The sequence below is a fragment of the Micromonospora trifolii genome (genome assembly GCF_022229005.1).
GTDB classification, from domain to species: domain Bacteria; phylum Actinomycetota; class Actinomycetes; order Mycobacteriales; family Micromonosporaceae; genus Micromonospora; species Micromonospora trifolii.
Genome location: NZ_JAKKFD010000014.1, coordinates 70,679 through 96,586, shown reverse-complemented (window position 1 = coordinate 96,586; position 25,908 = coordinate 70,679). Strand labels below are relative to the sequence as shown.

General features: G+C 71.2%; 20 protein-coding genes and 1 tRNA gene. 13 read left to right on the top strand and 8 right to left on the bottom strand.

All coding sequences use genetic code 11. The annotated features are described in order from the left end of the window. Positions 1–363: 363 nt before the first annotated feature. The 3 genes from NIE79_RS10060 to NIE79_RS10050 form a co-directional block, all read right to left on the bottom strand. Positions 364–786, bottom strand: coding sequence for an NUDIX hydrolase (locus NIE79_RS10060; RefSeq protein ID WP_238678276.1), 423 nt, complete (start codon positions 784–786; stop codon positions 364–366). Positions 787–855: 69 nt separating this feature from the next. Beyond that, a complete protein-coding gene (locus NIE79_RS10055) occupies positions 856–1,839 on the bottom strand; it encodes a hypothetical protein (RefSeq protein ID WP_238678275.1) in 984 nt (327 codons plus the stop codon). 545 nt (positions 1,840–2,384) lie between these two features. After that, a complete protein-coding gene (locus NIE79_RS10050) occupies positions 2,385–3,428 on the bottom strand; it encodes a DUF808 domain-containing protein (protein ID WP_238678274.1) in 1,044 nt (347 codons plus the stop codon). Between the two features lie 98 nt (positions 3,429–3,526). On the opposite strand from NIE79_RS10050, the gene NIE79_RS10045 reads away from it, so the two are divergent. Then, complete coding sequence (locus NIE79_RS10045; protein WP_238678273.1) at positions 3,527–3,958, top strand: hypothetical protein; 432 nt, start codon at positions 3,527–3,529, stop codon at positions 3,956–3,958. Between the two features lie 926 nt (positions 3,959–4,884). Further along, the gene (locus NIE79_RS10040) at positions 4,885–5,379 is read left to right on the top strand and encodes an SMI1/KNR4 family protein (protein WP_238678272.1); all 495 of its coding nucleotides are present in this window, start codon (positions 4,885–4,887) and stop codon (positions 5,377–5,379) included. A gap of 27 nt (positions 5,380–5,406) precedes the next feature. Here NIE79_RS10040 and NIE79_RS10035 read toward each other — a convergent pair whose 3' ends face one another. After that, positions 5,407–6,483 carry a cellulose binding domain-containing protein gene (locus tag NIE79_RS10035; RefSeq protein WP_238678271.1) on the bottom strand — a complete coding sequence of 359 codons (1,077 nt, stop codon included), beginning with the start codon at positions 6,481–6,483 and terminating at the stop codon, positions 5,407–5,409. Positions 6,484–7,702: 1,219 nt separating this feature from the next. Beyond that, the gene (locus tag NIE79_RS10030; RefSeq protein ID WP_238678270.1) at positions 7,703–8,167 is read right to left on the bottom strand and encodes a hypothetical protein; all 465 of its coding nucleotides are present in this window, start codon (positions 8,165–8,167) and stop codon (positions 7,703–7,705) included. Between the two features lie 288 nt (positions 8,168–8,455). Here NIE79_RS10030 and NIE79_RS10025 point away from each other — a divergent pair, with 288 nt between their 5' ends. Both NIE79_RS10025 and NIE79_RS10020 read left to right on the top strand, forming a co-directional pair. Then, the gene (locus tag NIE79_RS10025; protein ID WP_238678269.1) at positions 8,456–8,971 is read left to right on the top strand and encodes a hypothetical protein; all 516 of its coding nucleotides are present in this window, start codon (positions 8,456–8,458) and stop codon (positions 8,969–8,971) included. A gap of 212 nt (positions 8,972–9,183) precedes the next feature. Further along, the gene (locus NIE79_RS10020; protein ID WP_238678268.1) at positions 9,184–9,606 is read left to right on the top strand and encodes a hypothetical protein; all 423 of its coding nucleotides are present in this window, start codon (positions 9,184–9,186) and stop codon (positions 9,604–9,606) included. Here the strand turns inward: NIE79_RS10020 and NIE79_RS10015 are convergent. Beyond that, positions 9,588–9,671, bottom strand: a tRNA-Leu gene (locus NIE79_RS10015). The genes NIE79_RS10020 and NIE79_RS10015 overlap by 19 nt on opposite strands. 231 nt (positions 9,672–9,902) lie before the next feature. Between NIE79_RS10015 and NIE79_RS10010 the strand changes: the two genes are divergently transcribed. The 7 genes from NIE79_RS10010 to NIE79_RS09980 all read left to right on the top strand — a co-directional run bounded on the left by NIE79_RS10010 (position 9,903) and on the right by NIE79_RS09980 (position 21,796). Further along, positions 9,903–12,677 (top strand): tetratricopeptide repeat protein, encoded by a 2,775-nt coding sequence (locus tag NIE79_RS10010; RefSeq protein ID WP_238678267.1) that lies wholly within the window; start codon positions 9,903–9,905, stop codon positions 12,675–12,677. A 193-nt stretch (positions 12,678–12,870) separates the two neighbouring features. Continuing rightward, positions 12,871–15,498 carry a fibronectin type III domain-containing protein gene (locus NIE79_RS10005; RefSeq protein WP_238678266.1) on the top strand — a complete coding sequence of 876 codons (2,628 nt, stop codon included), beginning with the start codon at positions 12,871–12,873 and terminating at the stop codon, positions 15,496–15,498. A 27-nt stretch (positions 15,499–15,525) separates the two neighbouring features. Beyond that, positions 15,526–16,521, top strand: coding sequence for an AAA family ATPase (locus NIE79_RS10000; protein ID WP_124815999.1), 996 nt, complete (start codon positions 15,526–15,528; stop codon positions 16,519–16,521). A 14-nt stretch (positions 16,522–16,535) separates the two neighbouring features. Beyond that, a complete protein-coding gene (locus NIE79_RS09995) occupies positions 16,536–17,720 on the top strand; it encodes a DUF58 domain-containing protein (RefSeq protein WP_238678265.1) in 1,185 nt (394 codons plus the stop codon). Next, positions 17,714–20,056 (top strand): transglutaminase TgpA family protein, encoded by a 2,343-nt coding sequence (locus NIE79_RS09990; protein ID WP_238678264.1) that lies wholly within the window; start codon positions 17,714–17,716, stop codon positions 20,054–20,056. Before NIE79_RS09995 ends, NIE79_RS09990 begins: the two co-directional genes overlap by 7 nt. 127 nt (positions 20,057–20,183) lie before the next feature. After that, positions 20,184–20,930, top strand: a complete 747-nt coding sequence (locus NIE79_RS09985) for a class I SAM-dependent methyltransferase (RefSeq protein ID WP_238678263.1) — start codon at positions 20,184–20,186, stop codon at positions 20,928–20,930. Between the two features lie 62 nt (positions 20,931–20,992). After that, complete coding sequence (locus NIE79_RS09980) at positions 20,993–21,796, top strand: class I SAM-dependent methyltransferase (protein ID WP_238678262.1); 804 nt, start codon at positions 20,993–20,995, stop codon at positions 21,794–21,796. A gap of 4 nt (positions 21,797–21,800) precedes the next feature. On the opposite strand, the gene NIE79_RS09975 is transcribed toward NIE79_RS09980, so the two are convergent. Together NIE79_RS09975 and NIE79_RS09970 are read right to left on the bottom strand one after the other, a co-directional pair. Beyond that, entirely contained in the window at positions 21,801–22,592 is a 792-nt protein-coding gene (locus NIE79_RS09975) for an SDR family oxidoreductase (protein WP_238678261.1), read from the bottom strand. Further along, positions 22,589–23,572: an LLM class F420-dependent oxidoreductase gene (locus tag NIE79_RS09970; RefSeq protein WP_238678287.1), complete on the bottom strand. Its 984-nt coding sequence runs from the start codon at positions 23,570–23,572 to the stop codon at positions 22,589–22,591. The genes NIE79_RS09975 and NIE79_RS09970 overlap by 4 nt, the downstream gene beginning before the upstream one ends. A 154-nt stretch (positions 23,573–23,726) precedes the next feature. Between NIE79_RS09970 and NIE79_RS09965 the strand changes: the two genes are divergently transcribed. Next, positions 23,727–24,947: a low temperature requirement protein A gene (locus tag NIE79_RS09965; RefSeq protein WP_238678260.1), complete on the top strand. Its 1,221-nt coding sequence runs from the start codon at positions 23,727–23,729 to the stop codon at positions 24,945–24,947. A gap of 47 nt (positions 24,948–24,994) precedes the next feature. After that, positions 24,995–25,858, top strand: a complete 864-nt coding sequence (locus NIE79_RS09960) for a DUF1028 domain-containing protein (protein ID WP_238678259.1) — start codon at positions 24,995–24,997, stop codon at positions 25,856–25,858. The last annotated feature ends 50 nt before the right edge of the window (positions 25,859–25,908 follow it).

Sequence of the window (25,908 nt, the reverse complement as noted above, 5' to 3'; positions counted from 1 at the left end):
CAGATTCGAGTCTTTTTGTTAACGAGCCGCCGAACCCCGATATCTACCCCCTTTCCACCCACGGCCCTCTTCCGATCTCCCCCCCCCCGGCAGCTACGGCAATGGCTGACGGCGGGCCCACCGGAATGGGGAGCAGGAACATACGGCTACGTATACGAACTTCCCCTACCAGGGCTTGACGCACTAACCTCGCAGGCCGGCCTGCCCAACGTGCGGTGCCGGTACCGCACGTCACTGACCCAGGGATGGCAGCACCGTTCGAGCCGGGCCAGGCTCCGGGGCACCCGCTCATCGTGAGCGGGCTCCCGAAACGGCTCAATCGAGGCCCAACAGCTCAGCTGCAGCCGCACGGATCGCGGCAGGTCAATTCGTCTCGCCGGCGCCGTCGAGGTGGAGCGGCAGGACTGCGGCGGTCGTCACGGCCAGGTCGCGGTCGAGAACTTCATCCCGCGGGACGAACACCATCGCGCGGCCCTCGCCGACCACCACATCCTGCTGCCAAGCATCGGTCCTGCCGCGAAAGACGTGAACAGTCACCGCGTGCGGGAAGCCGGCCTCGTACGGGCGTGGGCCGCTCCACAACCCACGTAACTCACCCGCCGTCAGGCCCGTCTCCTCCAATAACTCCCGGCGCGCCGCCTGTTCAGGCGTCTCGCCCGGCTCGACACGACCACCCGGCAGGCTCCACTGGTTCGGAGACACCAAAGCTTGATCATCACGATGCTGCAGGAGTACCGCCTCCGAAGAATCGACGAGAAGCACCAGCGCAACTTCATAGGTCGCCATGGCGAGATCGTCCCAGGCCCGCTGCCACCTATCGATGCAGTAGATCCGCCCGGTGCCGGCTAGCGGCTGCTAGAGCCGCGCGGGTCGCCAGGAAGGTCCCGCGATCTTCGGCGGTTTGGTCAGCGTGGGGATGATGGCGTGCCAGGTGGCGTGCCAGGCGCTGGGAGGAAGTGCCAAGGTGGCGCACACCTCACCCGCCAGCTCCTCGGGGCTGCGACCGCGCCACGGGGTGCCGACGAAGATCTGGTAGTCACCGTCGAGCTGAAGGGCGACCTGAAACAGCTCCTGATCGCGGTAATCGTTGGCGACCCAACTGGGTCTGAGGCCGTAGGTAAGCAGCCGATCGCGGTCCACGTCCGTAAGGACGCGCCGTCCGGCGGCACGCTCGGACGTCTCCCACGAATGATCCGCAGCCACCCGTGCGACTTCCGCGTCGTACTCCGCAGCTACGAACGACACGCCCCGCATCATGGGCACCTCCAGCGACCAGTCCCAGTGCACGAGATCGCCATCCCGCGCGATGGTGACGTCTGTGGATCCACAGCCGTAGACACCGCACTCGCATCGGGCGATCGCAACGGTGCACGGCTCGGAGGCGGCCACGAGACGATTGGTGGGAACAAGGACGTCATACGGGTCCATCCCGAGACCCGCTCCGGCAGAGGTCATCTCCGTACCGTTGACGTAGACCCGCACCTGGAATTCGCCGCCCGCGTCGCCGGGCACCGGCGATACCTCCAGACGGAGAGAGTCGACTCCCGGCCGGCGGGCGACTCCTCCACCTGCTGCAAGGGCGAAGCCTGGAGGGACAGTGCCCGGATAGGGAATCCCTATTTCCCCAAGTGACTTGCCCACGAGATCGCCGATATCCCAGGACGAGTCATGCACCGAAGCACCAGCTAGCTCACGCAACGTCGGCGAGTCCAGCCCGTCGATCAACGCCTGACAAGCGGCATCGATCAGGTCCGCCAACCCGTACCCGGTGTCGGTGTTCCAATGCGCCACAGCGTCGTACAGGCGCTGCTCCGCGGACCCGCCGCCCTTCTCAGTCACGCAACCATCATCCACAGGCCCTGCGAGGACCGCACCACCGTTTCACTCCGCCCCCGGTCAGCCGCACGTCGGCCAGTCGCTCATCGCCCGACTGACAACCTGGGCCCCCAGTGCTGACGCCTTCGGATCCGCCGAAGAGGTCCCCGGACTGAAGGGCCTGCTCAGGACGTTGCGGGTGGGATCTGCGTCTCGAATGACGGAACTGCGGCGGAGTCCAGCAAGCTCACCCGCAACGCTCCACATCGATCTGCAGCATGCCTGCAGACGTGGCCTTAGGCGAACCGAGACGCCGGCCGGCGCCAGCCATCCTGGGCGCAGCAACGCCTGACCACTTCGACCTCTACTGGGAGGTTACGCCGCACCGCTCGACCTCCATCACCGCAGGTCAAAGCCCCTCGTCTCTCCGGCATCGGTGAGCACGCCGCGGCCAGGAAGAGCACGAAGGGCCGCAGGTCGGCCCGGGACGACCTGCGCAGCTCAGCCGGTTGAGCGCGACTCGGCACCAGGACGCCTGGCCGTGTGGTCGAGTTGCGATGATATTGCGGTCAACCGCGCGGCGCTTGGTCCGCAGGAGCGTCGCGACGCGGAGCTGCACGGCTCGGCGGCGCGGGGATGGCGCCGTCAGCACGAGTCGTGGCCACCGGAGTCGCAGTCGCAGCCGCAGCCTTGGATTGCCGGCGGTGGAGCGTGAGAGTCATGACCAGCACGACCAGCGCTCCGACGATCAGCCCGAGGATCGCGCTGGCCACCGTGTTGACGAGCCAGCCGACGAGCCCGCCGAGAACACCCGTGGCGTCGTGGGCGGCGACCTCCACGTGGTGCACGGCCTCGTACAGGAAGTGCAGGTTCAGCTCGTTCGTGCCTAGCAGCAGGATGTGCCCGCCCACCCACAGCATCGCCGCGGTGCCGACCACCGTCAGCACGGTGAGGACCACCGGCATCGCCCTCACCAGACCGCGGCCGAACGTGGCGACGGCGCCGGAACGTTGCGACAGGCGCAGCCCGGCGTCGTCCATCTTTACGATCAAAGCCACCACGCCGTACACCAGGATGGTTATGACGACGGCGACGACAGCCAGGATCGCCAGGCGGGACCAGAACGCCTCATCGATCACCTCGTTAAGGGTGATGACCATGATCTCCGCCGAGAGGATCAGGTCGGTTCGTACCGCCCCGGACACCAGTGTCGTCTCGTCCTGCACCGTTTCCTCGCCCGCGCCGTGGGCATCGTGATGGGCGATCTTGGCCCACACCTTTTCCGCGCCTTCGTAACAGAGGTAGGCGCCGCCGAGCATGAGGATCGGAGTGAGCAGCCAGGGCACGAACTGACTGAGCAGCAGCACCGCCGGCAGGATGATGAAGAACTTGTTGCGCAGCGACCCCACGGCAATGCGCTTGATAATCGGCAACTCGCGCTCGGCCGCCAGGCTCCGCACGTACTGCGGCGCGACGGCAGCATCGTCGACGACGACACCCGCAGCCTTGGCGCCGGCCTTCGCGGCGGCCGCCCCGATGTCATCGATCGACGCGGCAGCGGCACGGGCCAGCACCGCCACGTCATCCAGCAGGGCTACGAGTCCACCGGCCAAGGGAGGGTCCTTCCAGGGTTGCGCAGAGTCCGAACTGGCCCATTCTCGCTCAGGTCCCCGCGCGCGGCATGTCACCGCCCCGTCATGTCAACCGATGCGTGGTCTACGTGGTGAGCCGTCTCCGTGTCGTCAACAAGCAGCGGCGCGCCTGTTGCGGCGCTGCTCCAGCAACGTGGCGCGACCCGGCCTATCCCGGTCACCACGACTGGGCGATGCTCGGCGCCGGCGCATGCGGGGCGAGCCCGGTGCATGTCGAGGCGACGCCGATCCGCTTCGACGTCGCCGTTCCCGGCGAGCTGCTCGGTGCGCTGACCTGGCGCAACCGACGCGGAGAACAGCGCACCTTGAAGTACGTCGTCGACGGTCGTCTCGAACGCTCCGTCAGCCTCCAGGGCGTCTATCGTCTGACCGGCGAATCCGCCGGTCAATTGGGTACCCTGCTCGACGGGTCGCCACCCCCGAGCCCGAGGGCAGAGGCCAATCACGCGCATCATGGTCGGCAGCCATCTGCGACGGTCAACCGGCGTTGACGGCGGCAAATTAGTGCGCCTGATCTTGAGCGATCAACAGCCGACAAATGAGGAAGTCGCCCGGTCGGGTTGGCTCTGATTGCTGATCAAGTATTGACCCGGCCCGGAGAGACCTATGACCGAGTCTGGTAAATCTCGGAGGCGTTCAGCCTGCGGGAGGGACGAATCGATGAGGGCGCGGCTGCCGGCGTCGTGGAACAGATCGGTCAGCGGGCGGGTGATCAGAAGCCACCGGTAGAGCGGCTCCTCACCCGGGCCGATCCCGTACAGAGCAGACTTCCACGCCTCGAAGGGCGGTGCGAACCTCGGGCTGAGCCACGGTCCGGAGACGGCGAGGCGGCGTCCGGGTGCCTCGGATTCGACGAGCAGCCGTTTCGTCAGCAGCGTCGAGCCGAGGTCGGCCAGTTGCCGGTCGTCCCAACCGTTCCAGCGCTACAGGTTCGGGTTCGCTCGGTCCGAGCCCACGGGCGACTGAAGGCTCCGCAAGACGTAGACCTGGTTGACCTCCGTCGCCTGGTGCGTGCCGCCGTCTTGGGGTGGGTCGCACTCGCTCCCATGTTCGTCACCGAGGGCTCGATGGCCAAGGCGCTGGATGACGCCCTAGTCTCGCCAGATTCCGTCGGTCGCGAGGTCATGTCCCACATAGCCAACTTACGGCCACGTACATAGGAGTCGCCAGTAGGAAGGGGTTGTTGTCAGCGAACTTGCCCCGGCCCGAGTGCACGTGACCGGCCCGGACGGAGGCCCTACGAGGTGCCGATGGTGCTGGGGTTGGACCCTGCGAAGCTGTAACGCTCGGCGCTGGACGACGGGTGTCGACCAACCAGCCCCCAAAGCAGACAGCTCGGCGCGCCGCCACGGACAGCGTTGAGAGCGCAGCGCTGCCGTTGTTCCTGCAACTGGTGCTAAGCGACTACCGTCAGCGCGTGCTCGATCCCACGATCGTCTTCGACACCTCCGGTCCGCTGGAAAGCCCGCTCACAGACGAGGTTCTGCGGGAGGTGGAGGCGCAGCTTGGACGCAAGCTACCCGCTGCGTACATCGACCTGGCCCAGCGACACAACGGCGGGGTGTTGGCCCGTGACGCCCACCCCTCGCCCAGCCGAACCTCGTGGTCCGCAGACTATGTGGCTGTGTACAGACTGGCGGCCACCGGTCGGACTGCCTCCTTCAGCCTGTGCGGCGAACTCGGGAACGCGTTCTGGATAGCGGAGTGGGGCTACCCCGACATCGGCCTCTACATCGCAGACTGCCCCTCAGCGGGCCACGACATGATCGCCCTCGACTACCGATTCCCCGGCGAGCCGACAGTCGTACACGTCGACCAGGAATGGAACTACCAGATCACGGTCATCGCCCCCGACTTCGAGACGTTCCTAGACGGCCTCGTCGACGAAACCGAGTTTGATGGAGACGATTGATCGCCCGCTCGGCACCGGGCCGAGGCGCTAACGGATGGTGAAGGTCAGCGGGTTCGAGATGCCGAGGCCGCCGTGGGAATCGTGGACCCGCACGGTGAAGGTGGACGACATGCCGGCCGACAGGGCCGTCTGGAACTGGTAGCGCTGTCCGCTGTCGGTCGGCGTCACGGCCAGCCGGGTTGCGCCGAGGTAAAACTCCACCCGGCTGACGAGGTCCCCGGGATCGGTGTCGGCGACGTCGGCGACCAGCGTGACGGTCGTCGGCTCGAGGAAGTAGGTCTGCCCGCCGGGGGTGCTCAACGCCACCGCCGGCGGGTGGTTGGTGCCGGTGGACGCCGGCGTCACCACCGTGACCAGCAACGGCGGCGCAGCGCCAGGCAGCGACTGGTCGGTCCCGGCCGAGACGTACAGCACGAAAGTGGTGCTGGTGCCGGGCTCCCCGATCGGTGGTGTCCACAGCGCCTCGAACCGGTCACCGGTCGTCCTCACCCCCCGGGCCACCCTGACGCCGTCCACCCGGAACGACACCGAGGTGATGCTGTGTCCGCCTCCCACGGTCGCGGTCGCCGCCAGCGGGACGGTTCCCGGCGTGGTGTACACCGCGCCGGCGGTCGGGCTGAGCCAGGTGACGATCGCCGGGTAGTCAGCGACCGGCGGTGTGGCCGTCCGGGTCGGCGTCACGCTGGGCAGGACGCCGCCGGTGCACGTGACGCCGTTGAGCGTGAACGACGCCGGTATGGGGTTGCTGCCCGACCAGACGCCAACGAAACCGATGTTCGCGGAGCCATTGGTGCCCAGGGTCGCGTTCCAGCCCAGATTGGTCGCGCTGACCTGCTGGCCCGCCTGCGCCCAGGTGGCGCTCCAGGTTTGCGTGAGCCGCTGGTCGACTGCAGGGAACGCGAACCGCAGCGTCCACCCGTTGACTAGGTCACCCAAGTTGGTGACCGCGATGTCGGCGTGGAAGCCACCGGTCCACTGGCTGGTGACGACGTAGTTCACCCGACACCCGGCCGCCGCGTTCGCCGCACTGGCGTGTGAGATCGCGGCCATCATCGCGACCATGGCAACAGCGATGGCGGCCACAGCAGTCAGCGACTTCCGCATGGCACACCTCGCCGTAGAAAGATGAACGTCTATGAATATGTCGACTGTCCTGCTGCTCCGCCTTCCTGTCAAGGCACGCACGGCAGTCCTGCCGCCGGCAGGACAACGGACAGCCCTTCCATGGCTGATCGGTAGCGGCCACAGCGCCGAGCAGGCAGAAGAGTGGATAGGGCAGCTTCCCGCCTGGACCGCGACTGACCGTCAGGCCCTGGACGACTTCGCGTCAAAGAACGCAACGAAGTGGGCAGCCAAGTCCCGGCAGAAAACCGAGCGCCGGGTACGCGACCCCGCAATGTGGACTGGCGAGTGGGCCGATCACCAGACCGACGGCCATCAGTCAGCCCCGAGCCACAGCGCGGGGCACCCTCGTGAGGTGGGCGCCGGCGCCGCTCTTCCGCCACGGTGGAAGCTGGCCGACACCGGCTACCTCATGACGACGACCTACCGGGCCGATTCCGACACAACTCCTCCATCGCCGTACACCGCACGGCTTCAGACCTCCGGCGATGTTGTCACCGCTATCGTTCTCGACCCCGAGGGGCAGGTCGCCGCGTCCGGCAGGCTCACGACCGCCGACGCGTTCGGGATCGTCGACCAGGTCGAACCCGCACCTGCAAACCGGCGCCGCGGACTGGGCAACGTGGTCATGCGCTCGCTCGCGCCGCACGCCCTCCGACTCGGCGCGGACACCGGTGTCCTGGTCGCTACTGACGACGGTCACCGTCTTTATCGAGCTCTCGGATGGACAGTACGCACACCTGTTTGCGGCCACGAGCAATGCTGCAAGCAGCGAGCCCTGACCACTTCGGTATTCACTGGAAGGTCACACCGCACGCTTGAGCGCATCACAGCAGGTCAGGGAACTCGTCTAAGCCCGGCGTCGGTGAGCACTTCGGACGCGGCGACCTTCGCCAACCTGCACCCAATCTACTCCCAGTTGCAAGGCCAGGCCAACCAACGACTCCTTACCTCCTTGACCTGCGCACACTCCCCTGCCAGACGACATGGAAGCTTGTCGATGGCAATCCAGAACCGCAGAGCACTCCGCGGGAACCAGGACGCCGCACCCACTCTGACCTGCGGCAACGTGGAGACGCAGGTGAGGGTGGGTGCAGTTGAGGGTTGTTCGGCGCCGTTGTACGCGGTTCAAGGCCGTTCAGGGCACCCTGCTGCTCCCAGCCTGCTCCCCCTATCCGGGCCAGCCCCGCCTCCTTGTAAGTCACAGGCAGCACCAGCAGTACAGATCGTCGCCCGCATTCCGGGCGCGCTGAGCAAGGGCGGCAACCTTCTGGATCACAGGCAGCATCTCGTCGTCAGACGGTGGCCCAGTCCACGCCAGTTCCTCGATCCGCCCCCATTGCGCCGACAACTCCAGCACTTGGGCATTGCTGATAGAGGCGAGGGTGTCCCGCGCGGCCCGGTCCAGCGACATCAGCCACGGCCCGTCCTGCTCGTCCCCGCTCCACAACAACTCAAGGTCGACCAGGCTCACATCCCAGTCAACCTGTCGAACGAGGCTCACAAGCTTGCCGAGGGTCACCGTCGGCTCGATGCCCTTCAGGTCAACCGCATCCATAGCTATGCCGCCGCGGCTGACAGCGGACGGTCCGCCCTCGAAATCCTTCATCAACCTGACAGCCGCAGCGTCGTCCTTGGCCCGGAAGTAGTCGTACAGCACACCCATGGCACGCACTTCACCACAGGGATACGACAGCTGACGCCCCCACATCCGGGGGTACGCCAGGATGCAGGTGCAGCGCTCCAATGGCGGCGCCGTCTTGGTGCGGGGCAGGCGACGATGTCCCATGGCCCACAGGCGACCGCCGGTCAACCCCCGCAGTTATCGTGTCCGACGTGAACCTCGTGAATCTGATGATCGACGTGGCCAGCACAATTTCGGCGGCCTGAACGCGCAGGTGGATGTCCACCTGATCGCGCGGGTGGATGGGTTCCGGGTGGGAAGGGCTGGACCGTGGGTATCGCATGGCGCGAATCGCCGGAAGAGCTGGTCGGGCTGCTACGCCTACACGGCCTGACTCCGGACCGGGTGAACAACGTCAAGTCGGCGTGGAAGGCGTTCCGCCAGTTCCTTGCCCAGCCGGTCGACGGCCTGGAGCCAGGGCCCGACAGCGACGCCGATGGCTTCATTCTTCAATGGGGCCGCTACAGCTGGCACGACCGACTTCCCAGCCTGAGCTTCACCCGACAGTTCGCCGCCGACGCGCGGGGAACTTGGACCGAGACCGACTGGTACCAACCGGAGATCTGGCAGGTGAGCCTGGAGGTGGTCTTCCCAGACGCACCCGCGCTCGCCGACCTAGACCGACTCAACGTCCAGGACACCGGGATCGACTTCAGTCCACCGGGCCCGGAGCGAGACCGTGCGATTGGTGAAGCGGAGTGGGAGATGCAGCGCTACCCCACATTGCGAGCACTTTGGGCGAACACCCCCGCGCACAGCGCCGTCACGCTGAACCGCGCTGACTAATCACCCGAACACGCCAGCCGCACCCGGCTACGGATGCCAGTGGGTCACCTCCGGCTCACGAGTGCGGAGCCGGCCGCCATCCGCCGACCGATCGCGAGCTGCCGGCCCAGTACCTTGATTGGCACCAGCGCTGGCGCCCGCGGCCGCATCGGTCGATCGGGGAGCAAGCCCACAATCGCCGCGCCTGGTCAGCGGCATCAACGATCACCGCGATGACCGAAGCCCAGCCTTTCGATCATTCGCCCGCAGCGGGCACAGCAGCTCAGACGATCATCACCGAGTGCGACGCCAAGTTGGAGCGCTACCGCGCCGCCCTCGACGCTGGAGCCGACCCGGCGGTGGTCACCGGCTGGATCGCGCAGACCCAGGCCGAACGCGCCCGTGCGGAGGCAGGCCTCCGCGCGAACACGGGCACCGCCCCGCGCAGGATGAGCCGAGCAGAAATCACGACCCTGGTGAACGCGCTCGGCGACATCACCGCCGTGCTCCGCGACGCCGATCCCGCCGACAAGGCCGAGGTCTACCGGCAACTCGGTCTCCGGCTGAACTACCAGCCTGAAACGCAAACGGTGCGCGCTGCAATCGATCTCAGCGCGCACCGTGGGGTAATGGTTCGTGTCCGAGGGGGGACTTGAACCCCCACACCCTATACGGGTACTAGCACCTCAAGCTAGCGCGTCTGCCATTCCGCCACCCGGACCTACACGTTCAGCCTACCTCGCCGACCGGATGATCTTTCCATCGGTGGTCGGCGCAGCGGGCCGCACGGGGAGTTACTGTACACGCCACTCGTGGATCATGCACATCGCCTTCCGGCGCCTCTCCCCTGGCACTTCCGCCGCTGCTCAAGCCGCCTCAAACGGCCTTACCGACACACCGTCGAGGCGTGTCCGGGTAGCGTCCGGCGGCCCTGTGACGGCAGCATTGCCACGTGTCCCATCCCTCCCCCCTGGCGGCCGCCCAGCACCGAGCCCTCGCCCTGCGCGCCGCGGGCGACCTCAACGCCGCCCGGCAACTGCTCGCGGAGGCCGTCGAATCCGCTCTAGCGCCCTACGGTGACGACCATCCCGAGGTGCTGCACACCGCGCACCTGCTGGCACGGCTGCACCGGGAGGGGGACGACCCGCTCGCCGCGCGCCGGGTGCTGGAGGAGGCGTTCGCGGCGGGTGAGCGACGCTGGGAGCACTCCGATCCGTTGATGCTCGCCCTCGCCTTCGAACTCGCCGAGGTAGCGGAGGAGCTCGGCAACCGGCACGAGGCCCGCCGCAACTACACCCGCGTCGCCACCGCCGGGCCCGCCGCGCTCGGGGAGAACCACCCAGCGGTACGCGCAGCCCGCGACTACCTCGGCCCACCCCCCACGGCGCGGGCCGAGCAGCACCCCGCGCCGACGTCCGGTCCGGCCCTGGGCGCCCCGGTGACCGAGTCGGGTGCCCGGTCGGCGCTGTCCGGCCCGACCCTGTCGCTGGCGACCCTCGCCGCGATGCGGCCCTCCGCCGGTGGCACGCCGCCTGCCGTCTCACAGTGGGCGCCGCAACCGCCGGCCGCACCCCAACAAACGCCTCCAGCGGTACGCGCACCCGCCACACCCACGTCGCCAGGCGACGCCACCGCGGCACCGATCCCAGGCCCTCGGGCGGCGCTCGTTCGGCCGACAGCTTCCTCGGTCGCGCCGGCACAGCCCGATCCGCCGACGGCCGCACCCAGACCTGGGACGCCGCCAGACCCACGCGTCGACGCGCCACCGCCGGCGAATTCGATGCCACCCCGTCAGCGCTCCAACGAGCAACCGTCCGGACCGCCCCGGCCAGCGGTCGATTCGATGCCTCGGCCAAGGGCTGAAGGCCCACCGACGACGCCGGCCGGGCAGCGGTCACCGCACCGACCGCCGTCCGGGCCGGCCGTGGCACCACGCCAGCGGGTGGGTGACCAGCCGACCCCGCCAGTCGTCGACGTGCCGCCCCCACCGTCGACCCCAACCGCGCCGGCGCCGACCGCCCCGGCGCCGACACCGGCAGTGCCGGCACCTCGTTGGGACGACCCCACAATCCGGGTACGGCAGATCGAGCCACTGCTCGCCGAGGAGGCCACCCGGTCCGCCGCCCGGCCAGTCGCCCCAATCGAATCGCACAACGTGTCCGGCGCCGAGGCGACATCACCGGGCAGGCCCTCCCCGACCGTTGACCACCCAGGGCCGGCGTACCCGGTGAGCGGACCACCGGCCCAGCCCATCAGCGCACCACCGGTGACCCCGCATCCGGTCTCCGCACCACCCGGCTACGGCCAACCCGTCTCCGCACCACCCGGCTACGGGCTACCCGTGTCCGGACCACCGGTGTCCGGACCGCCTGGGCACAGCTACCCGGTGTCCTCGCCGCCCGGCTATGGCCAACCCGTGTCCGGGCCGCCCGGCTACGGCCCGCCCGTGTCCGGACCACCCGGGCACAGCTACCCGGTGTCCGCGCCGCCCGGTTTCGGGCCGCCTATCTCCGGGCCGCCCTATGGGCCACCCGTCTCCGCGCCTCCGGTGAGCGCACCACCCGTGCCACCGTGGGGGTTGACCGCACCGCCCTGGAGCAGCAGCGCCCCACCGCAGCCCCTGCCAACTCCAGGTGCCGACTCCTCCGCCCAGATCACGACGCCTACGCCGACCACGACGGCCGCGCAGGCCGTCACCGCTGGGCAGAACACGTCCGCCGGACAGAACACGTCCGCTGGGCAGACCATGATGGACACGGGTGGTACCGGTGCGGACGGTGACTCCGGGCTGGGCATCCTCGACGCCCCGGTGGTGCCGACTCAGCGGGCCCGTAGCGCGCTGTCCGACGAGACCGTGGTGTTGCCGTCCGTTCCGGCGCAAGGCGGCCCGGTTGGGGTCGAGGCCAGTCTGGGCTGGTCCGCCACCGCCCAGCCCACCCCGACGGCCGCGCAGGCGAACCCCACCGCCGCCCAATTCAGCCCCACCGCCGCGCAGACGCACCCCACGGCCGCCCCGGCACATCCGAGCATCGCTCAGACAAGCACCATCGCCACGCAGCAGAGCCCCGCTGCGCAGGCCGCCTGGTCACCGACCGTCCACGCCGACCCGGCGCTGGCGCCACCGGCCGCACCGCCACCGGCCCAGCAGTACCACCATCAGCCGTACCCGGCCCAGGACCAGCACCAGGCGCCGTACCCGGGCCAGCAGTACCACCAGGCGCCGGAGGCGTACCGGCCGCCGTACGCCGATGACGGTCGGTCGGCGGGCCGCAACCGGGCGGTGCTGATCGGCACGGTCGTGGCGGCCGGGGTGGCCGTCGCGGCGGTGGCGGGCCTGGGTGCTGTGGTGCTGACCCGCGACGACCCGCCGCCGACCGGGACCGCGCCGACGGCGGCACCGACGGCGGCCGGACTTCCGCCGGGAGACCTGAAGCTGCGCGACGATTCGGCCACGATCACGTTGACCTGGACGGACCCGACCGGCGGCGCGGTGCCGTTCATGGTGGCCGCCGGGAGGGCCGGGCAGGCCCTGGGCGTGATGGCCACCGTGGACCCGGGCCGGACCAGCTACACGGTCAACGGGTTGAACTCCCGAGTGGATCACTGTTTCACCGTGTTGGCTGTCTACTCCACTGACAGCTTTGCGACTTCTGGGCAGGTCTGCACCGCGCGGGAGCGCAAAGCCACGCCGAGTGGGGAGCCCTCCGGCCGACAGTCGCCGCGCTGAGTCGAGCCGAAACCGCGCTGAGTCGAGCTGAATCCGGGCTGAGCTGGACGTCCACAACGCACACGCTCGGTATCCACAGGGGTGACCGTGCGGGTTCCCCCGCCACCACCAGCGCCATATGATGGCACCCGGCTCAGGGGAGGGGTCGCCGGAAGGCGCGCCACCTGCCACGACTCAGGGGAGGCAGCCGGCTGTGGCCAGCATCGACGACGCCGTACCGACCGAGGCCCCCCGCTCCCGGTCCCGGCTGCGCGGCGGGCTGGTAACCGTCGGCACGGTGGCAGCGCTGCTGGCCGCCATGGGGCTGACCGCCCTCGGGTTGGGCGCGGCGGACAACGCGGTGGCCAACTACGACGCGAGTTCCTGGCTGTGGAGTGCGGCGCGCAGTGAGCTGGCCCGGGTCAACGGGGTCACCGCCCGGGTGGACACCCGCACCGAGATCCCCGGCGCCCGGCAGCACCCGATGCAGATCACCCAGACCGACCGGCTGCTGATCCTGCGAGACCTGCAGACCGGGCAGGTCAGCTCCCTGGATCTGGCCACCCTTCAGCTCAGCGCGACCACCCGGACCACCCCCGGCCTGGGCGTCAGTGTGGCGCTGCACGAGGACGCGGCGTTCGTCGTCGACGCCGTGCAGGGCATCGTCCGGCAGCTCGACCCGCGATCGTTGACACCGGTCGGTGAGCCGGTGCGCTATCCGCCGGGCATCACCGGCGGCACCTTCGACGGTAAGGGTCGACTCTGGATCGCGGTGCCCAGCGAGGGCACCGTTTCGGCGATCACCGCCGCCAAGCTGCCGTCCGCGCCGGCGTCGGCCGCGCCCGCGGGTGCCGGGCTCAGCCCGCAGCGGGTCGAGTCGTACGACGTCGCCGACGCCAGCCACGAACTGGTCGTCTCCACCCTGGACGACGGCGTGGCGGTGCTCGACCGGACGGCCGGGAAGCTGGTGCGGGTGCAGCACGGCGAGGTACACCCGACGCCGCTGACGCTGTCCGGCCCGGCGGCGCTGCCCGCGCGCACCAGCGGCCCACGGGTGCCGATCACCGTGACGGCCGATCGGCGGGTGCTGCTGGTGGGTGACGGTGGGCAGGAGAGCGGGTTCACAGTGCCGGGTGAGGGGGATCGGCTCAGCCCGGCGGTGGCCTGGGCGAACCGGTTCTACTGCGCCGACGAGGCCACCGGCACGATCTACTCCTTCGACGCGGCGGGTCAGCTGGTCGGAACCATCCGCGGGCGGGCCAACGGGCCGCTGGAGTTGGAGGTCCGGGAGAACCACCTGTTCATCAACTCCCCCGACTCGGCGACCGCCCGGGTGGTGGACGACAAGCACCAGGTGCGCGAGGTCAACAAGTACGCCAACGACGTGCTCGGCGGTGACCCGCCGCCGGTTCCCCCGCCGCCGCCTCCGCCGAAGAAGCCGCGGGTGGGTAAGCCGAGCGCGCCGCGCAGCGTCACCGCCGCCGCCGGCAACGCCCAGGCGAGGGTGAGTTGGCGCCCGGCCGCCGCCAACGGCGCCGAGATCATCAAGTACGTGGTGGCGGGTGCCGGGCAGCGCCTGGAGGTGGGCGCCAACCAGCGGGCGGTGGAGGTCAAGGGCCTGACCAACGGCGAGACGTACCGGTTCGCGGTGCACGCCGTCAACGCCAAGGGCGACGGCCCGCCGCGCAACAGCAACCCGGTGACGCCGACCGCTGCGGTGCCCGACCCTCCGGCGAGCGTCACCGCGCAGGAACGGCCGGACGGCACTGTCCTCGTGAAGTGGCCGGCGGCGAACGGGCAGGGCAACACCATCGCGAGGTATGCGGTGACGGCCAGTTCGGCGGGGACGAACGCGCCGGCCGGCGAGTCGACGAAGACGGAGCTGGTGGTGCCCTCCGGTGAGTTGGAGTTCGGCACCCAGTACGCGTTCACGGTGGTGGCCGTCAACAGCAAGGGCGCCGGGTCGGCGGCGTCCCCGGTCAGCAACACAGTGGTGCCGTTCGCGGCGCCAGGGCGGCCGCTCGACCTGCGCGCCGGCACGGTCGCCAGCCAGCCGGGCGCGGTGACGGTGCAGTGGGCGCCGGCCGAGGCCAACGGTCGGCCGGTGTCGAAATACCTGGTGGACGTCGGTGGGCGGGTCAGCGAGGTGACCGACACCCGCACGACCGTCACGGGGCTGGGCAACGGCCAGAACGTCACGGTGAAGGTGAAGGCTGTCAACGAGGCGGGGCCGGGTCCGGAGGCCACCGCCACCGCCCGCACGGTGGCCGAGCCGCGGGTCACCGTGACCGGCTCGTCGTCGACGGCCACCGGGGCGACTGTCAGGTTCACTGTGGACGCCGGTGGCGGTCAGGCCACCTGCACGCTGACCGCGACGGGCGAGCCGGCGAAGGCCGGGGCGTGTTCCAGCATCACCATGACGGGCCTGACGCCGGGCACGAACTACACGTTCACGGTGACGGCAAGCAACGCCGCCGGCAAGGGCACCGCGAAGAAGGCGCAGGTAACCCAGCCGCTGTACGGGATCGCGACCTGCAAAAACGGGCCCGACGGCGACCAACGGACCTACTGCAACCGCGAAATTCCTGGCGAACGCAATGGCAACGAGGTCTTCAAGGTCACCCGGCAGGACAACGACCAGCAGGCCGGCTGGGCGAAGCCCGGCACTCGGCTGAAGGCGTACTGCAAGAAGTCCGGCGAGGACGTCGACTCGTGGATCTACAACAATCAGAAGCGCAGCACCTGGTGGGTGCAGGTCGAGTTCGAGGGGAAGAACTACATCCCCTGGGCCTGGCTCAACCTGGAGGGCGGCGACACCATCAACGTCCTGCCCACCTGCTGAAACACCAGGCGAGGAGCACCACCGACCGTGAACACCCACGAGCCGCTCACCCAGCCGGAGGTGCAGGGCTTCGCCGCCCTGGCCGCCCGGCTGGCCGAGAACGTCAATGCGGTGGTGCTCGGCAAGCCGCAGGTGGTGCGGCTGGCGCTGACCGCGCTCTTCGCCCAGGGGCACGTGTTGCTGGAGGACGTGCCCGGGGTCGGTAAGACGACCCTGGCGCGGGCCATCGCCGCCACTGTGAAGGGTGAGTGGCGGCGTATCCAGTTCACGCCCGACCTGCTCCCCTCGGACGTGTCCGGTGTGACGATCTTCAACCAGGCGACCCGGGACTTCGAGTTCCATCCGGGGCCGGTCTTCGCCAACATCGTCATCGCCGACGAGATCAACCGGGCGTCGCCGAAGACCCAGTCGGCGCTGCTGGAGGTGATGGAGGAACGCACTGTCACTGTGGACGGGGTCCGGCACCCGGTACCGTCGCCGTTCCTCGTGGTGGCCACGCAGAACCCGGTGGAGATGGACGGCACCTACCGGCTGCCTGAGGCGCAGTTGGACCGGTTCCTGGTGAAGCTGTCCGTCGGGTACCCGGACGAGGCCGTCGAGGTCGAGGTGCTGCGAGGCGCGACGGTGCGGTCCCCCGAGGCGCTCGCCCCGGTCACCGACACCGCCACCGTCGGCGAGATGGTCCGGATGGCCCGCCGGGTGCACATCGCCGAGCCGCTCTACGCGTACGCGGTCCGGTTGGCAGCGGCCACCCGCACCCACCCTCAGGTGCGCGTCGGGGTCAGCCCTCGGGGCGTGATCGCGTTGACCCGCGCGGCGTGCTCGTACGCGCTGATCGACGGGCGGGGCTGGATCATGCCGGAGGATCTGAAGGCGCTCGTCGAGGCGGTGTTCGCGCACCGGCTGCTGCTCACCCCGGACGCCCAGGTGCGTGGGATGACCCCCGCGGAGGTGCTGCGCCAGGCGGTCGCCTCGGTGCCGGTGCCGCTGCCGTCGGGGCAACCCGCTCCGGTGCAGGGCTGACCGGCAGCAGCGCGATGGGGATCACCGCCCGAGGGGTCGGGCTGCTCGTCGCCGCCGTGGTGCTGCTGGGGGTGGGTTTCCGGTTCGCGTACCCCGAGTTGACGTTGCTCGGCGCGGCGGCCGGCGCGGCCGTCGGCTACGCCGCGCTGGTCGCGGCCTGGCGGCCCCGGCTGACGGTGACCCGCCGCGCGGACCCGGACCGGGTGGCACGCGGCGAGCCGGCGAGCATGACGTTGACTGTGCGCAACACCGGGCGGCTGCGCTCGGCGAACCTGCTGGCCGAGGACCGGTGCGGGCAGCGGACCGTGCCGGTGCCGGTGCTGCGCCTGCGGCCCGGCCGGGACACCGAGGTCCGCTACGACGTGCCGACCGACCGTCGTGGGGTGGTGCCGGTCGGTCCGCTGCGGGTGACCCGGCGCGACCCGCTGGGGTTGGTGGCGCTGGCCCGCCCGTACGGGGCGGCGGTGCCGGTCTGGGTGCACCCCCGCATCCACCCGCTGACGGCGGTGCCCCGAGGCTCGGGGCGCAGCCTCGACGGCCGGGTGGACGGGGTCCCGCACGGGTCGATCACGTTCGACTCGCTGCGGGAGTACGTGGTCGGCGACGAACTGCGGCGGGTGCACTGGCGCACCAGCGCCCGGGTGGGTGAGCTGATGGTGCGGGAGAACGTGGACACCAGTCTGCCGCGCCTGGTCGTCCTGCTGGACAACCGCGTCGCCGCGCACCCGCAGCGGGTCGGCGGGGTGGCGGAGTCGTTCGAGTCGGCCTGTGAGGCGGCGGCGTCGATCGTCACCGCTGCGCACCGCGCCGACCTGCCGGTGCTGTTGCTGTTGGTCGCCGCGGAGCCGACAACGCCGGCGGAGCCTGCGCAGGTCACGACGCCCGAGGTTGACGGTGCGCTCGGGCCGCTGGACCGGCTCGCGGCCGCCGACCTGTCCGACGACGGTGACGCGGTGCGGGCGGCCACCACCCGGCTGCGGCAGGACCGGCTCGGCGACACGTTGATCTTCTTGACCGGGCCGGGTGGCCGGGCCGAGCTGGGGCACGTCGGGGCGCTGCGCGGGGCGTACCCGTCGGTGCTGGTCGGGGTGTTCGGCGCGGCCGAGCCGACGCCGCCGGGCACCGCCGGCCTGGTGGTCGTCGACGCGGCGGACGGCGCGCAGTTCGCCGCCGAGTGGGACGGGGTACGCCGGTGGTGACGGGCGCCCTGCGGGTGCTGCGGGCGGCGGTCCTTCCGCTGGCGCTGATCGGGCTGACGGCGCTCGCCGGGGTGGTGCTCGGCCGGGTGTACGCCGGTGGCCTGCTGACCTGGCTGATCGTCGGCGCGGCGGCGGGTTCGGTGCTGGTCAGCGTCGCCGCCCGACGGTTGCCGTCCTGGCTGGTGGCGCCGGTGTCGGTGGCCGCGATGGCCGGCTGGACACTGTGGTCGCTGCGGCTCGCCGCGACCCGCGCGGAGTTGCCGGGCGGCCTGCTGGACGTCACCGCGGACGCCGCCCGTAACGCAATTCCCCGGCTGCTCACCGCGATGATCCCGGTGGAGCCCACCCCGGACACGGTGCTGGTGCCGGTCGTCGCCGCCTGGCTGGCCGGGCTGACCGGCGCGGAGGTGGCGCTGCGTACCGGCCGGGTCCTGCTGGGTTACCTGCCGGCGGCGGGGCTCTACGCCGCAGCCCTCTACGTGGTCGGCCCGAACGCCGAACCGGCGCTGGGGTCGACGCTGGTGTTCGTCGCGGTGGCGGCCCTCGGCCTGGCCACCCCCACCCGGACGGCGGCGGGCGGGGGCGATCCGACCGCCGAGCTGACCCCCCGGGTACGCGCGGCGGTGCGGCTGCGGCTGGCCGCCAGCGCGGCGCTCGGGGTGGCACTGGTGGTCGGGCTGGTGGCGTTGCTCGGCCCGGTCGTCGCGCAGCAGGTAGACGGCCGGCCGGTGGACCCGCGCCGCTACGTGGAGCCGCCGCAGGTGCAGACGCTCGACGAGAACCCGCTGATCCGGATCTCCGGCTGGGCGTTGCACCCGGAGCAGAAGCTCCTCGACGTGAGCACCCAACGCGCCGACGCCCCGCCCGCCGACGCCCCACCCGGGGCCGACCCGGCGCCGGACACCGCGCGCAGTGTGCGGATCCGGTTGGCGGTGCTCAGCGACTACGACGGGGTGACCTGGCGCGTCGGCGCGACGTACCGCAACGCCGGGCGGATCCTGCCGGCCGCTACCGCGGCCCGGGACAGCACTGTGCAGACGGTCCGGCAGCAGATCAGCGTGGCCGAGTTGAGTGGTCGGCTGCTGCCCGCCGTGGCGACACCTCGGGAGGTCAGTGGGGCGCGGGTGGCGTACGACCCGGCGAGCGGAACGCTGATCCGGCCGGAAGGGCTGACGCCGGGGCTGCGGTACACGGTGACCTCCGCCGAGGAACGCCCGGACAACAACCTGTTGGCCAGCGCGAACGTGCCCGCCGGCGACGAGGTGGCCCGGGTGCTGCGGGTCGCCGACGGGGTGCCCGACCCGATGCGCCGGCTGGCCACCCAACTCGCGGAGGAGAACGGCGCGCCGTTCGCGCGGGCGTCGGCGATCGAGCAGTTCCTGGCCGAGCACTACCGGGTGGTGGCGGACGCCCCGAGCGGGCACGCGTACCCGAATCTGGGTTTCTTCCTGTTCGGGCCCCGCAACGGCGGCGGGCAGGAGGGCACCTCGGAGCAGTTCGCGGCGGCGTTCGCGGTCCTCGGCCGGCTCTCCGGGCTGCCCACGCGGGTGGTGGTGGGTTTCCGGACCAGCGGGCAGGGGCCGGTGCTGGCCGGTGACGCGTACGCCTGGCCGGAGGTGCTCTTCGACGGGCTGGGCTGGGTGGCGTTCGACCCGCTGCCCCGCCCCAACGACGAGCCGCGACCGGTGGAGGAGGATTTCCGCCCGACGCCGGAGGACCCGCCGCCGTCGGAGGCGCCGGCACCGACCGCGGAGCCGAGCGCGTCACCGGAACCGGCGACCGCCAACGACCCCCCGCCCGGCTCGGACGGGGTCTCCACACCGGTGCTGGTCGCCGGAGGCAGCGGCGGCCTCCTGCTGGTGGTGGGGGCACTCCTGCTCACCCTGCTGGCGATGCGCCGCTCCCTCACCCGCAGCCGGCTTGTGCGCGGCGACCCCGGCCAGCGCATCGCCGGTGCCTGGCGGGAGGTCACCGACGCGCTCCGGCTGGCCGGCAGACCGGTCGGAGACGACCTGGCCGCCACCGAGATCGCCGGGCACGCCCGCCGGACCCTCGCCGACGCCAGGGCCGGCACGACCGCCGACGACACGACCGCCGTCACGCCCACCGGCGGCACAGCGCCGGACGCGTCCGGCCCGGCGGTCGACGAGTTGGCGGCCCTGCTCAATCAGGTGGGCTTCGCCCCCGGCGCCGCGACGCCCGACCAGGCGGCTCGCGCCGCCGAGGTGGCCACCGCCTACGTGGCCACCCTGCGCTCGGCCCGCCCCTGGTGGCGTCGCCTGCTCTGGTCCGTGCACCCCACTCCCCTGCGCCGCGCCCGCCGTTCCCCCCGATGAGCAGGAGCAACCCAAGCGACAGCCTCCTCCCCTGCGCAGGGGAGTGCGCTCCCGTCGCTGGGGGATCCCCACGTCCGCCATCCTGTGAACTACTCGAGAGCCAACTGCCGACCACAGTGGAGTGCTGATGAACCCGCACTACGACGGCTTTCTCGCCGACCACTACACCTGGATGTTCGACGCGTCCTACCCGGCCCTCGTCGACGAGCAACTCGATGCTCTGCGTCAGGCCGGCGTCACGGGGCCGAACGGCACCGGCCTCGCCGTCGACCTCGGCTGCGGCTCGGGTTTCCAGTCGGTCGCACTGGCCAGGATGGGATATTCGAGCATCCTGGCGGTCGACAGCAGCGCCAAGCTCCTCGCCGAACTGGAACTGCACGCCGGTGACCATCCGGCGATCCGCGCAGTCCACGATGACCTGAGCAAGGTCGCGGCGAGCCTTCCTGCCGGCGCAGCGGAGCTGGCGGTGTGCATGGGCGACACGCTCACCCACCTGCCGGACCGCCAGGCCGTCACTCAGCTTTTCGTCGACCTGTCCGCCGCCTTGGCTCCGGGCGGCCGCCTCGTCCTCAGCTTCCGTGACCTGACGGCGAGCCTCACCGGGACGAGCCGGTTCATCCCGGTGCATGCCGACGCCGACGCGATCCTGACCTGCTTCCTGGAGTACGAGCCCGACGTCGTCACCGTCCACGACCTGCTCCATCAACGGACCGGCCAACGGGGCTGGACACTGTCCGCCAGTTCCTACCGCAAGCTGCGCATCGAGCCGGAATGGGTCGCCGACCAACTCACCGAAGCGGGCTTCCGCGACGTGCGCCAGGCACCCGCACCTCGGCGGATGGCCCTGGTGACCGCCGTACGGCAGCAGTCATGACCGGCCCGCTCGACGGATGAAATCCGTTGGCCCGTGCACCGCACACCGGTGACCATCAGAGCGTGGATCAGCATTCGAGCGACATCGTCGACTACTACACGCAGCGCTACCGAGAGGACCAGCGGCTCACCGCCCGCCCGCAGGCGCGACTGGAGTGGATCCGCACGACACAGCTCCTGCGGGATCTCCTGCCCGGTCCGGGCGCCCGGGTACTGGACATCGGCGGGGGCACCGGCGAGTACGCGCGGGCCCTCGTCGCCGCCGGCCACCAGGTCCGCCTCGTCGACCTGGTGCCCAGCCACGTCGCGCAGGCCCGCGACGGGCACCCCCCGGTCGAGGCGCAGGTGGGCGACGCGCGTGCGCTTCCCGACGCCGACAACCTGTATGACGCCGCGCTGCTGCTGGGCCCGCTCTACCACCTGGTACGCCGCGACGACCGGCTCCAGGCCCTCCGCGAGGCGGTCCGGGTCACCCGCCCCGGCGGTCTCGTCGTGGCCGCCGTCATCTCCCGCTTCGCCGGCCCGTTGGACTTCGCGGCCACCGGACGACTCGACGGAAGGTTGCTCGACGAGGCCAGGGCGCTGCTGAGCGACGGCGTCAACGATCTGCGGATCGGTTTCACCCACGCCTACTTCCACCGGGTCGAGGAGATCACCGACGAGTGCGCGGCCGCAGGGCTGACCGATGTCGTCGTACACGGAGTGGAGGGCCCGGCCTGGACAGCGGCGGAGGCGGCGGCGAACGGGCCCGCGCCCGACGCGGTCTTCGCCGCGGCGTTGGACCTCGCCCGGCTCTACAGCAGCGAGCCGGCGCTGATCAGTGCCAGCGCCCACCTCCTGGCCGTCGGACGCGTTCCAACGCCGTAGCGGGTCAGGCCGTCAGCCGGCGGATGAGTTTGCGCATGCCGGCCTGCCAGCCGTCCGGGTCCTCGGCGCGGCGGCGCGCGTAGTCGGCGACCTCGGGGTGCGGCAGGATCAGGAAACGTTCCTCGGCCAGCCCGGCGACGGCCGCGTCGGCGACCTGGTCCGGGGTGAGCACCACACCGGACGCGGCGACCACCCGGGCGCCGAGGTGACCGTCGGCGAGCCCGTCGGTGAGCATCGGGGTGTCCACCCCCTGCGGGCAGAGGGCGCTGACCCGGATGCCCCGGTCCCGGTAGGTGATGGCCAGCCACTCGGCGAACCCCACCGAGGCGTGCTTCGTCGCTGTGTACGCGGCGTCGCCCACAGCTGTCAGCACACCGGCCGCGGAGCAGGTGTGCAGCAGGTGCCCGCCGCCGCGGGCGAGCATTCCGGGCAGCACCGCGCGGGCCGAGTAGACGTGGGCGAGCACGTTGACCCGCCAGGAGCGGTCCCAGCCGGCGTCGTCGACCTCCACTCCCCCGCCGGTGGCCACCCCGGCGTTGGCGCAGAACAGGTCGATCCGGCCGTACCGCTGCTCGGTGTCGGCGACCAGCGAGCGGACCTGCTCCTCGTCGGTGACGTCGAGGGCACGGGCGTGCGCGAGTGGGCCGATGCCCTCGGCCACCGCGCGGGCCGCGTCGGCGTCCAGGTCGGCGACCACCACGGCGGCGGCCCCCTCGGCGGCGAACCGGCGCGACAGCGCCGCGCCGATGCCGCCGGCCCCGCCGGTGACCACCACGATCCGGTCGGTGAGGTTCACGCGGACGCCTCCACGGAGTTGGTGCCCAATCGGGCGATGAGGCTGAGCAGCGCGGTGGCGCCGCCGGTGGTGACCTCGGGGGTGGGCAGCAGCGCGACGATCGGCACGTCCACACCGTTGTCGGCGTAGCGGCGCACCTCGGCGCGGCACCGCTCCGGTGAGCCGTGCAGCACCAACGCGTCGACCACCTCGTCGGGCACCGCCGCGCTGGCGCCCCGCCGGTCGCCGGCGGCCCAGGCCGCCCACATGGGCGCGAGCGTCTCGTCGCGGCCGAGCCAGCGGTGGAACTCGGCGTACGCCGGAACGGTGAGGTAGCTGGTGATGAGCCGGCGGCCCAGCGCCCGGGCGTACGCGGTGTCCTCGGTGGGGCAGACGAAGATCCGGGCGGCGACCTCGAAGCCGGCGCGGCGCTCGCCCAGCTCGGCGAGAGCGCGCGGAACGTCGTCGGCGCTGAGCCAGTTGAGGATGACCCCGTCGGCTTCCGCGCCGGCCAGCCGGAGCATCCCCGGGCGCAGCGCGGCGAGCAGGATCGGTGGCGGCACCGCCGGCGGTCGTTCCAGCGTGAACCGGCGGATGGTGAACGTGTCGTAGGCCTCGTCGACGGTCTCGCCGGCCAGCGCGGCGCGCAGGAAGCGCAGCACGTCGCGGGTGCGGCGGAACGGCTCGTCGAACGGCACCGCGTTCCAGTCGCGTACCAGCACCGGTGAGGACGCGCCGATGCCGAGCGAGAACCGGCCCGGCGCGGCCTCGGCCAGCGCCGCCGCGCTCATCGCCAGCAGCCCGGGGCCCCGGGTGAAGACCGGTGTGATCGCGGTGCCGAGCCGCAGGCCGGGCTGCCAGGCCGCGGCGAGCGCCAGCGGGGTGAACGCGTCGGTCCCGGCGACCTCGGACGACCAGACGTCGGTGAACCCGGCCCGGTCGAGGGCCGCGTAGGCCGCGTCGTGCTGCGCCAGCGCGATCCCGCCCAGCGGCACCGTCATGCCCCATCGATTCGTCACCGGTCGATCGTGCCCGTTGACGCCGGTCCGAGCAAGATCCCCGGGTTGGGCAGAATCGCCGGTTTCCGGCCGTGCGCGCCCGTGGAAAGTGCTACCACTTCGAGGTGGACCGGACCGACGGCGCAGGCCGCTGACCATGGGTTCCAGGGCAGCGGGACACCTGGAGCCGGTCCCGGCGGCGGCCACGCCCGGCCGGGCGACGTTCCTGGAACTCTTCTTCGACCTGGTGTTCGTCTTCGCGCTCACCCGGATCTCAGCGCGCGCGTTCGAGGATCTGACGCAGGAACCGGGCCGGGAGCACGGCTGGGGGACGGTCACCGGCGGCGGCAAGACACTGCTGTTGCTGCTGGCGCTCTGGGCGGTCTGGCAGGGCACCGCGTGGACGACCAGCCGGTACGACCCGTACCGGGTGCCGTTGCAGACCGTGGTGATCACCGCGTTGGTGTCCAGCATGGTGATGGGGGTGGCGGTCCCCCGCGCGTTCAGCGACACCGCGCTGATGTTCGCGGTGGCGTACGTCATCGCGCAGGTGACCCGGCCGGTGATCCTGTCGATCGCGCTCGGGCCGCACCCGTACCGCCGGTTGAAGGTGCGCATGGCGGTGATCTTCGCCGTCAGCGGGGTGCTCTGGATCAGCGGCGCGATGCTGTCCACCAACGCGCAGGTGGTGCTCTGGTCGGCGGCGCTGGCCTTCGAGTACCTCGCCGCCCGCTGCGGCTGGCCGGTGCCCGGCCTGGGTCGTTCGACGATCTCCAAGTGGGAGATCGCCGGGGAACACCTGGCCGAGCGGTACCAGCAGTTCTTCCTCGTCGCGCTGGGCGAGACGATCCTGGTGGCGGGTTTCGCGTACAGCGCGGGCCCGTACGAGTCGGGGCACGTGTGGGCGTTCGCGCTGGCGCTGGCCACCTCGATCATGCTGTGGCGCATCTACGTGCAGCGGGCCGGGCGGATCCTGGGCGAGGCGGTGATGAAGGCCCGCCACCCCGCCACCATCGGTCGATCGGCGGCCGACACGCACCTGCTGATGGTGATCGGTCTCGCCGCCACCGCGATCGGCTACGAGCTGATCATCAATCATCCGCTGGAGCGGATCCCGGGGCCGTGGCTGGCCATGGTGCTCGGTGGACCGGCCCTGTTCCTGGCCGGCCGGGCCCGCCTGGAGTACGAGGTGTTCGGGCGGGTCTCGCCGTCGCGGTGGATCGCCGTCACGGTGCTGGTGGCGTCGTCGGTGCCGCTGCTGTACCTGCCCGGTGTGATCGCGACCGCGGTCGGGGTGCTGGTGCTGGCCGCGGTCGCGGTGGCCGACGCCCGCCGCGCCCACGGCGCCCCACCGGAGGCCGCCACCCCACCGTTCTGAGCCTCGCGCGTCGATGTCGCCTCGGCGGGGACGGTTACTCTCGGCCGGTGACCTTCTCGCTCGTCGCCCGCTCCGCCGACGGCCGCCTGCACGGCGTGGCCGTCGCCAGTAAGTTCCTCGCCGCCGGGGCGTTGGTGCCGGCCGCCGCCGCCGAGGTGGGCGCGCTGGCCACCCAGGCGCACGTCAACCTCGCCTACCGCCCGCAGGGCCTCACCCTGCTGCGCACCGGGGTGGCCGCCGCTGATGTGGTGGCCGGGCTGATCGCCGCGGACCCCGAGCGGGAGCACCGCCAGCTCGGCGTCGTGGGGGCCACCGGCTCGGGGGCCAGCTGGACCGGGCCGGCCTGCCATCAGTGGGCCGGCGGGCGGACCGGCGAGGGCTGGGCCGCGCAGGGCAACGTGCTCACCGGCCCGGAGGTCGTCGACGCCCTCGGCGAGGCCTGGCTGGGGGGAGCGGCGCTGCCGTTCGCCGAGCGGCTGGTCGCCGCGCTGCGGGCCGGTGACGAGGCCGGCGGTGACCGGCGTGGCCGGCAGAGCGCCGGCCTGCTGGTGGTCGAGCGCGGCGGGGGGTACGGCGGCACCAGCGACGTGGTGGTGGACCTGCGCGTGGACGACCACCCCGACCCGGTCGCCGAGCTGGGTCGCCTGCTCACTGTGCACACCATGCTGTTCGGCCGGCCCGACCCGGCCACACTGCTCGACCTGACCGGAGCGGTCGCCGCCGAGGTGGCGGCGTTGCTCGGCGCGCTGGGCCACCCGACGCACAAGGACGGCACGGAAGCGGCGTTGATCTCCTGGGCCGGGTTGGAGAACCTGGAGGAGCGGCTGGTGCCCGGAAGGATCGACCCGGTGGTGCTGACGCATCTGCGCGGTGTCGCCCCGCACGTCCCCGCACCCCGCGCCGCGAGCTGACTGGTCGGCGCCAGCAGCAAGGGGCCAGCAGCGCGCGAACGGCCGCGGTT

What these genes read in the sequence shown, in the direction of transcription:
- NIE79_RS09995 (WP_238678265.1), top strand. Translation starts at nt 16,536, where the DNA reads ATGGGGATCACCGCCCGAGGGGTCGGGCTGCTCGTCGCCGCCGTGGTG.
- NIE79_RS10020 (WP_238678268.1), top strand. Translation starts at nt 9,184, where the DNA reads ATGACCGAAGCCCAGCCTTTCGATCATTCGCCCGCAGCGGGCACAGCA.
- NIE79_RS09970 (WP_238678287.1), bottom strand. Translation starts at nt 23,572, where the DNA reads ATGACGGTGCCGCTGGGCGGGATCGCGCTGGCGCAGCACGACGCGGCC.
- NIE79_RS09965 (WP_238678260.1), top strand. Translation starts at nt 23,727, where the DNA reads ATGGGTTCCAGGGCAGCGGGACACCTGGAGCCGGTCCCGGCGGCGGCC.
- NIE79_RS10035 (WP_238678271.1), bottom strand. Translation starts at nt 6,483, where the DNA reads ATGCGGAAGTCGCTGACTGCTGTGGCCGCCATCGCTGTTGCCATGGTC.
- NIE79_RS09985 (WP_238678263.1), top strand. Translation starts at nt 20,184, where the DNA reads ATGAACCCGCACTACGACGGCTTTCTCGCCGACCACTACACCTGGATG.
- NIE79_RS10030 (WP_238678270.1), bottom strand. Translation starts at nt 8,167, where the DNA reads ATGGGTGTGCTGTACGACTACTTCCGGGCCAAGGACGACGCTGCGGCT.
- NIE79_RS10060 (WP_238678276.1), bottom strand. Translation starts at nt 786, where the DNA reads ATGGCGACCTATGAAGTTGCGCTGGTGCTTCTCGTCGATTCTTCGGAG.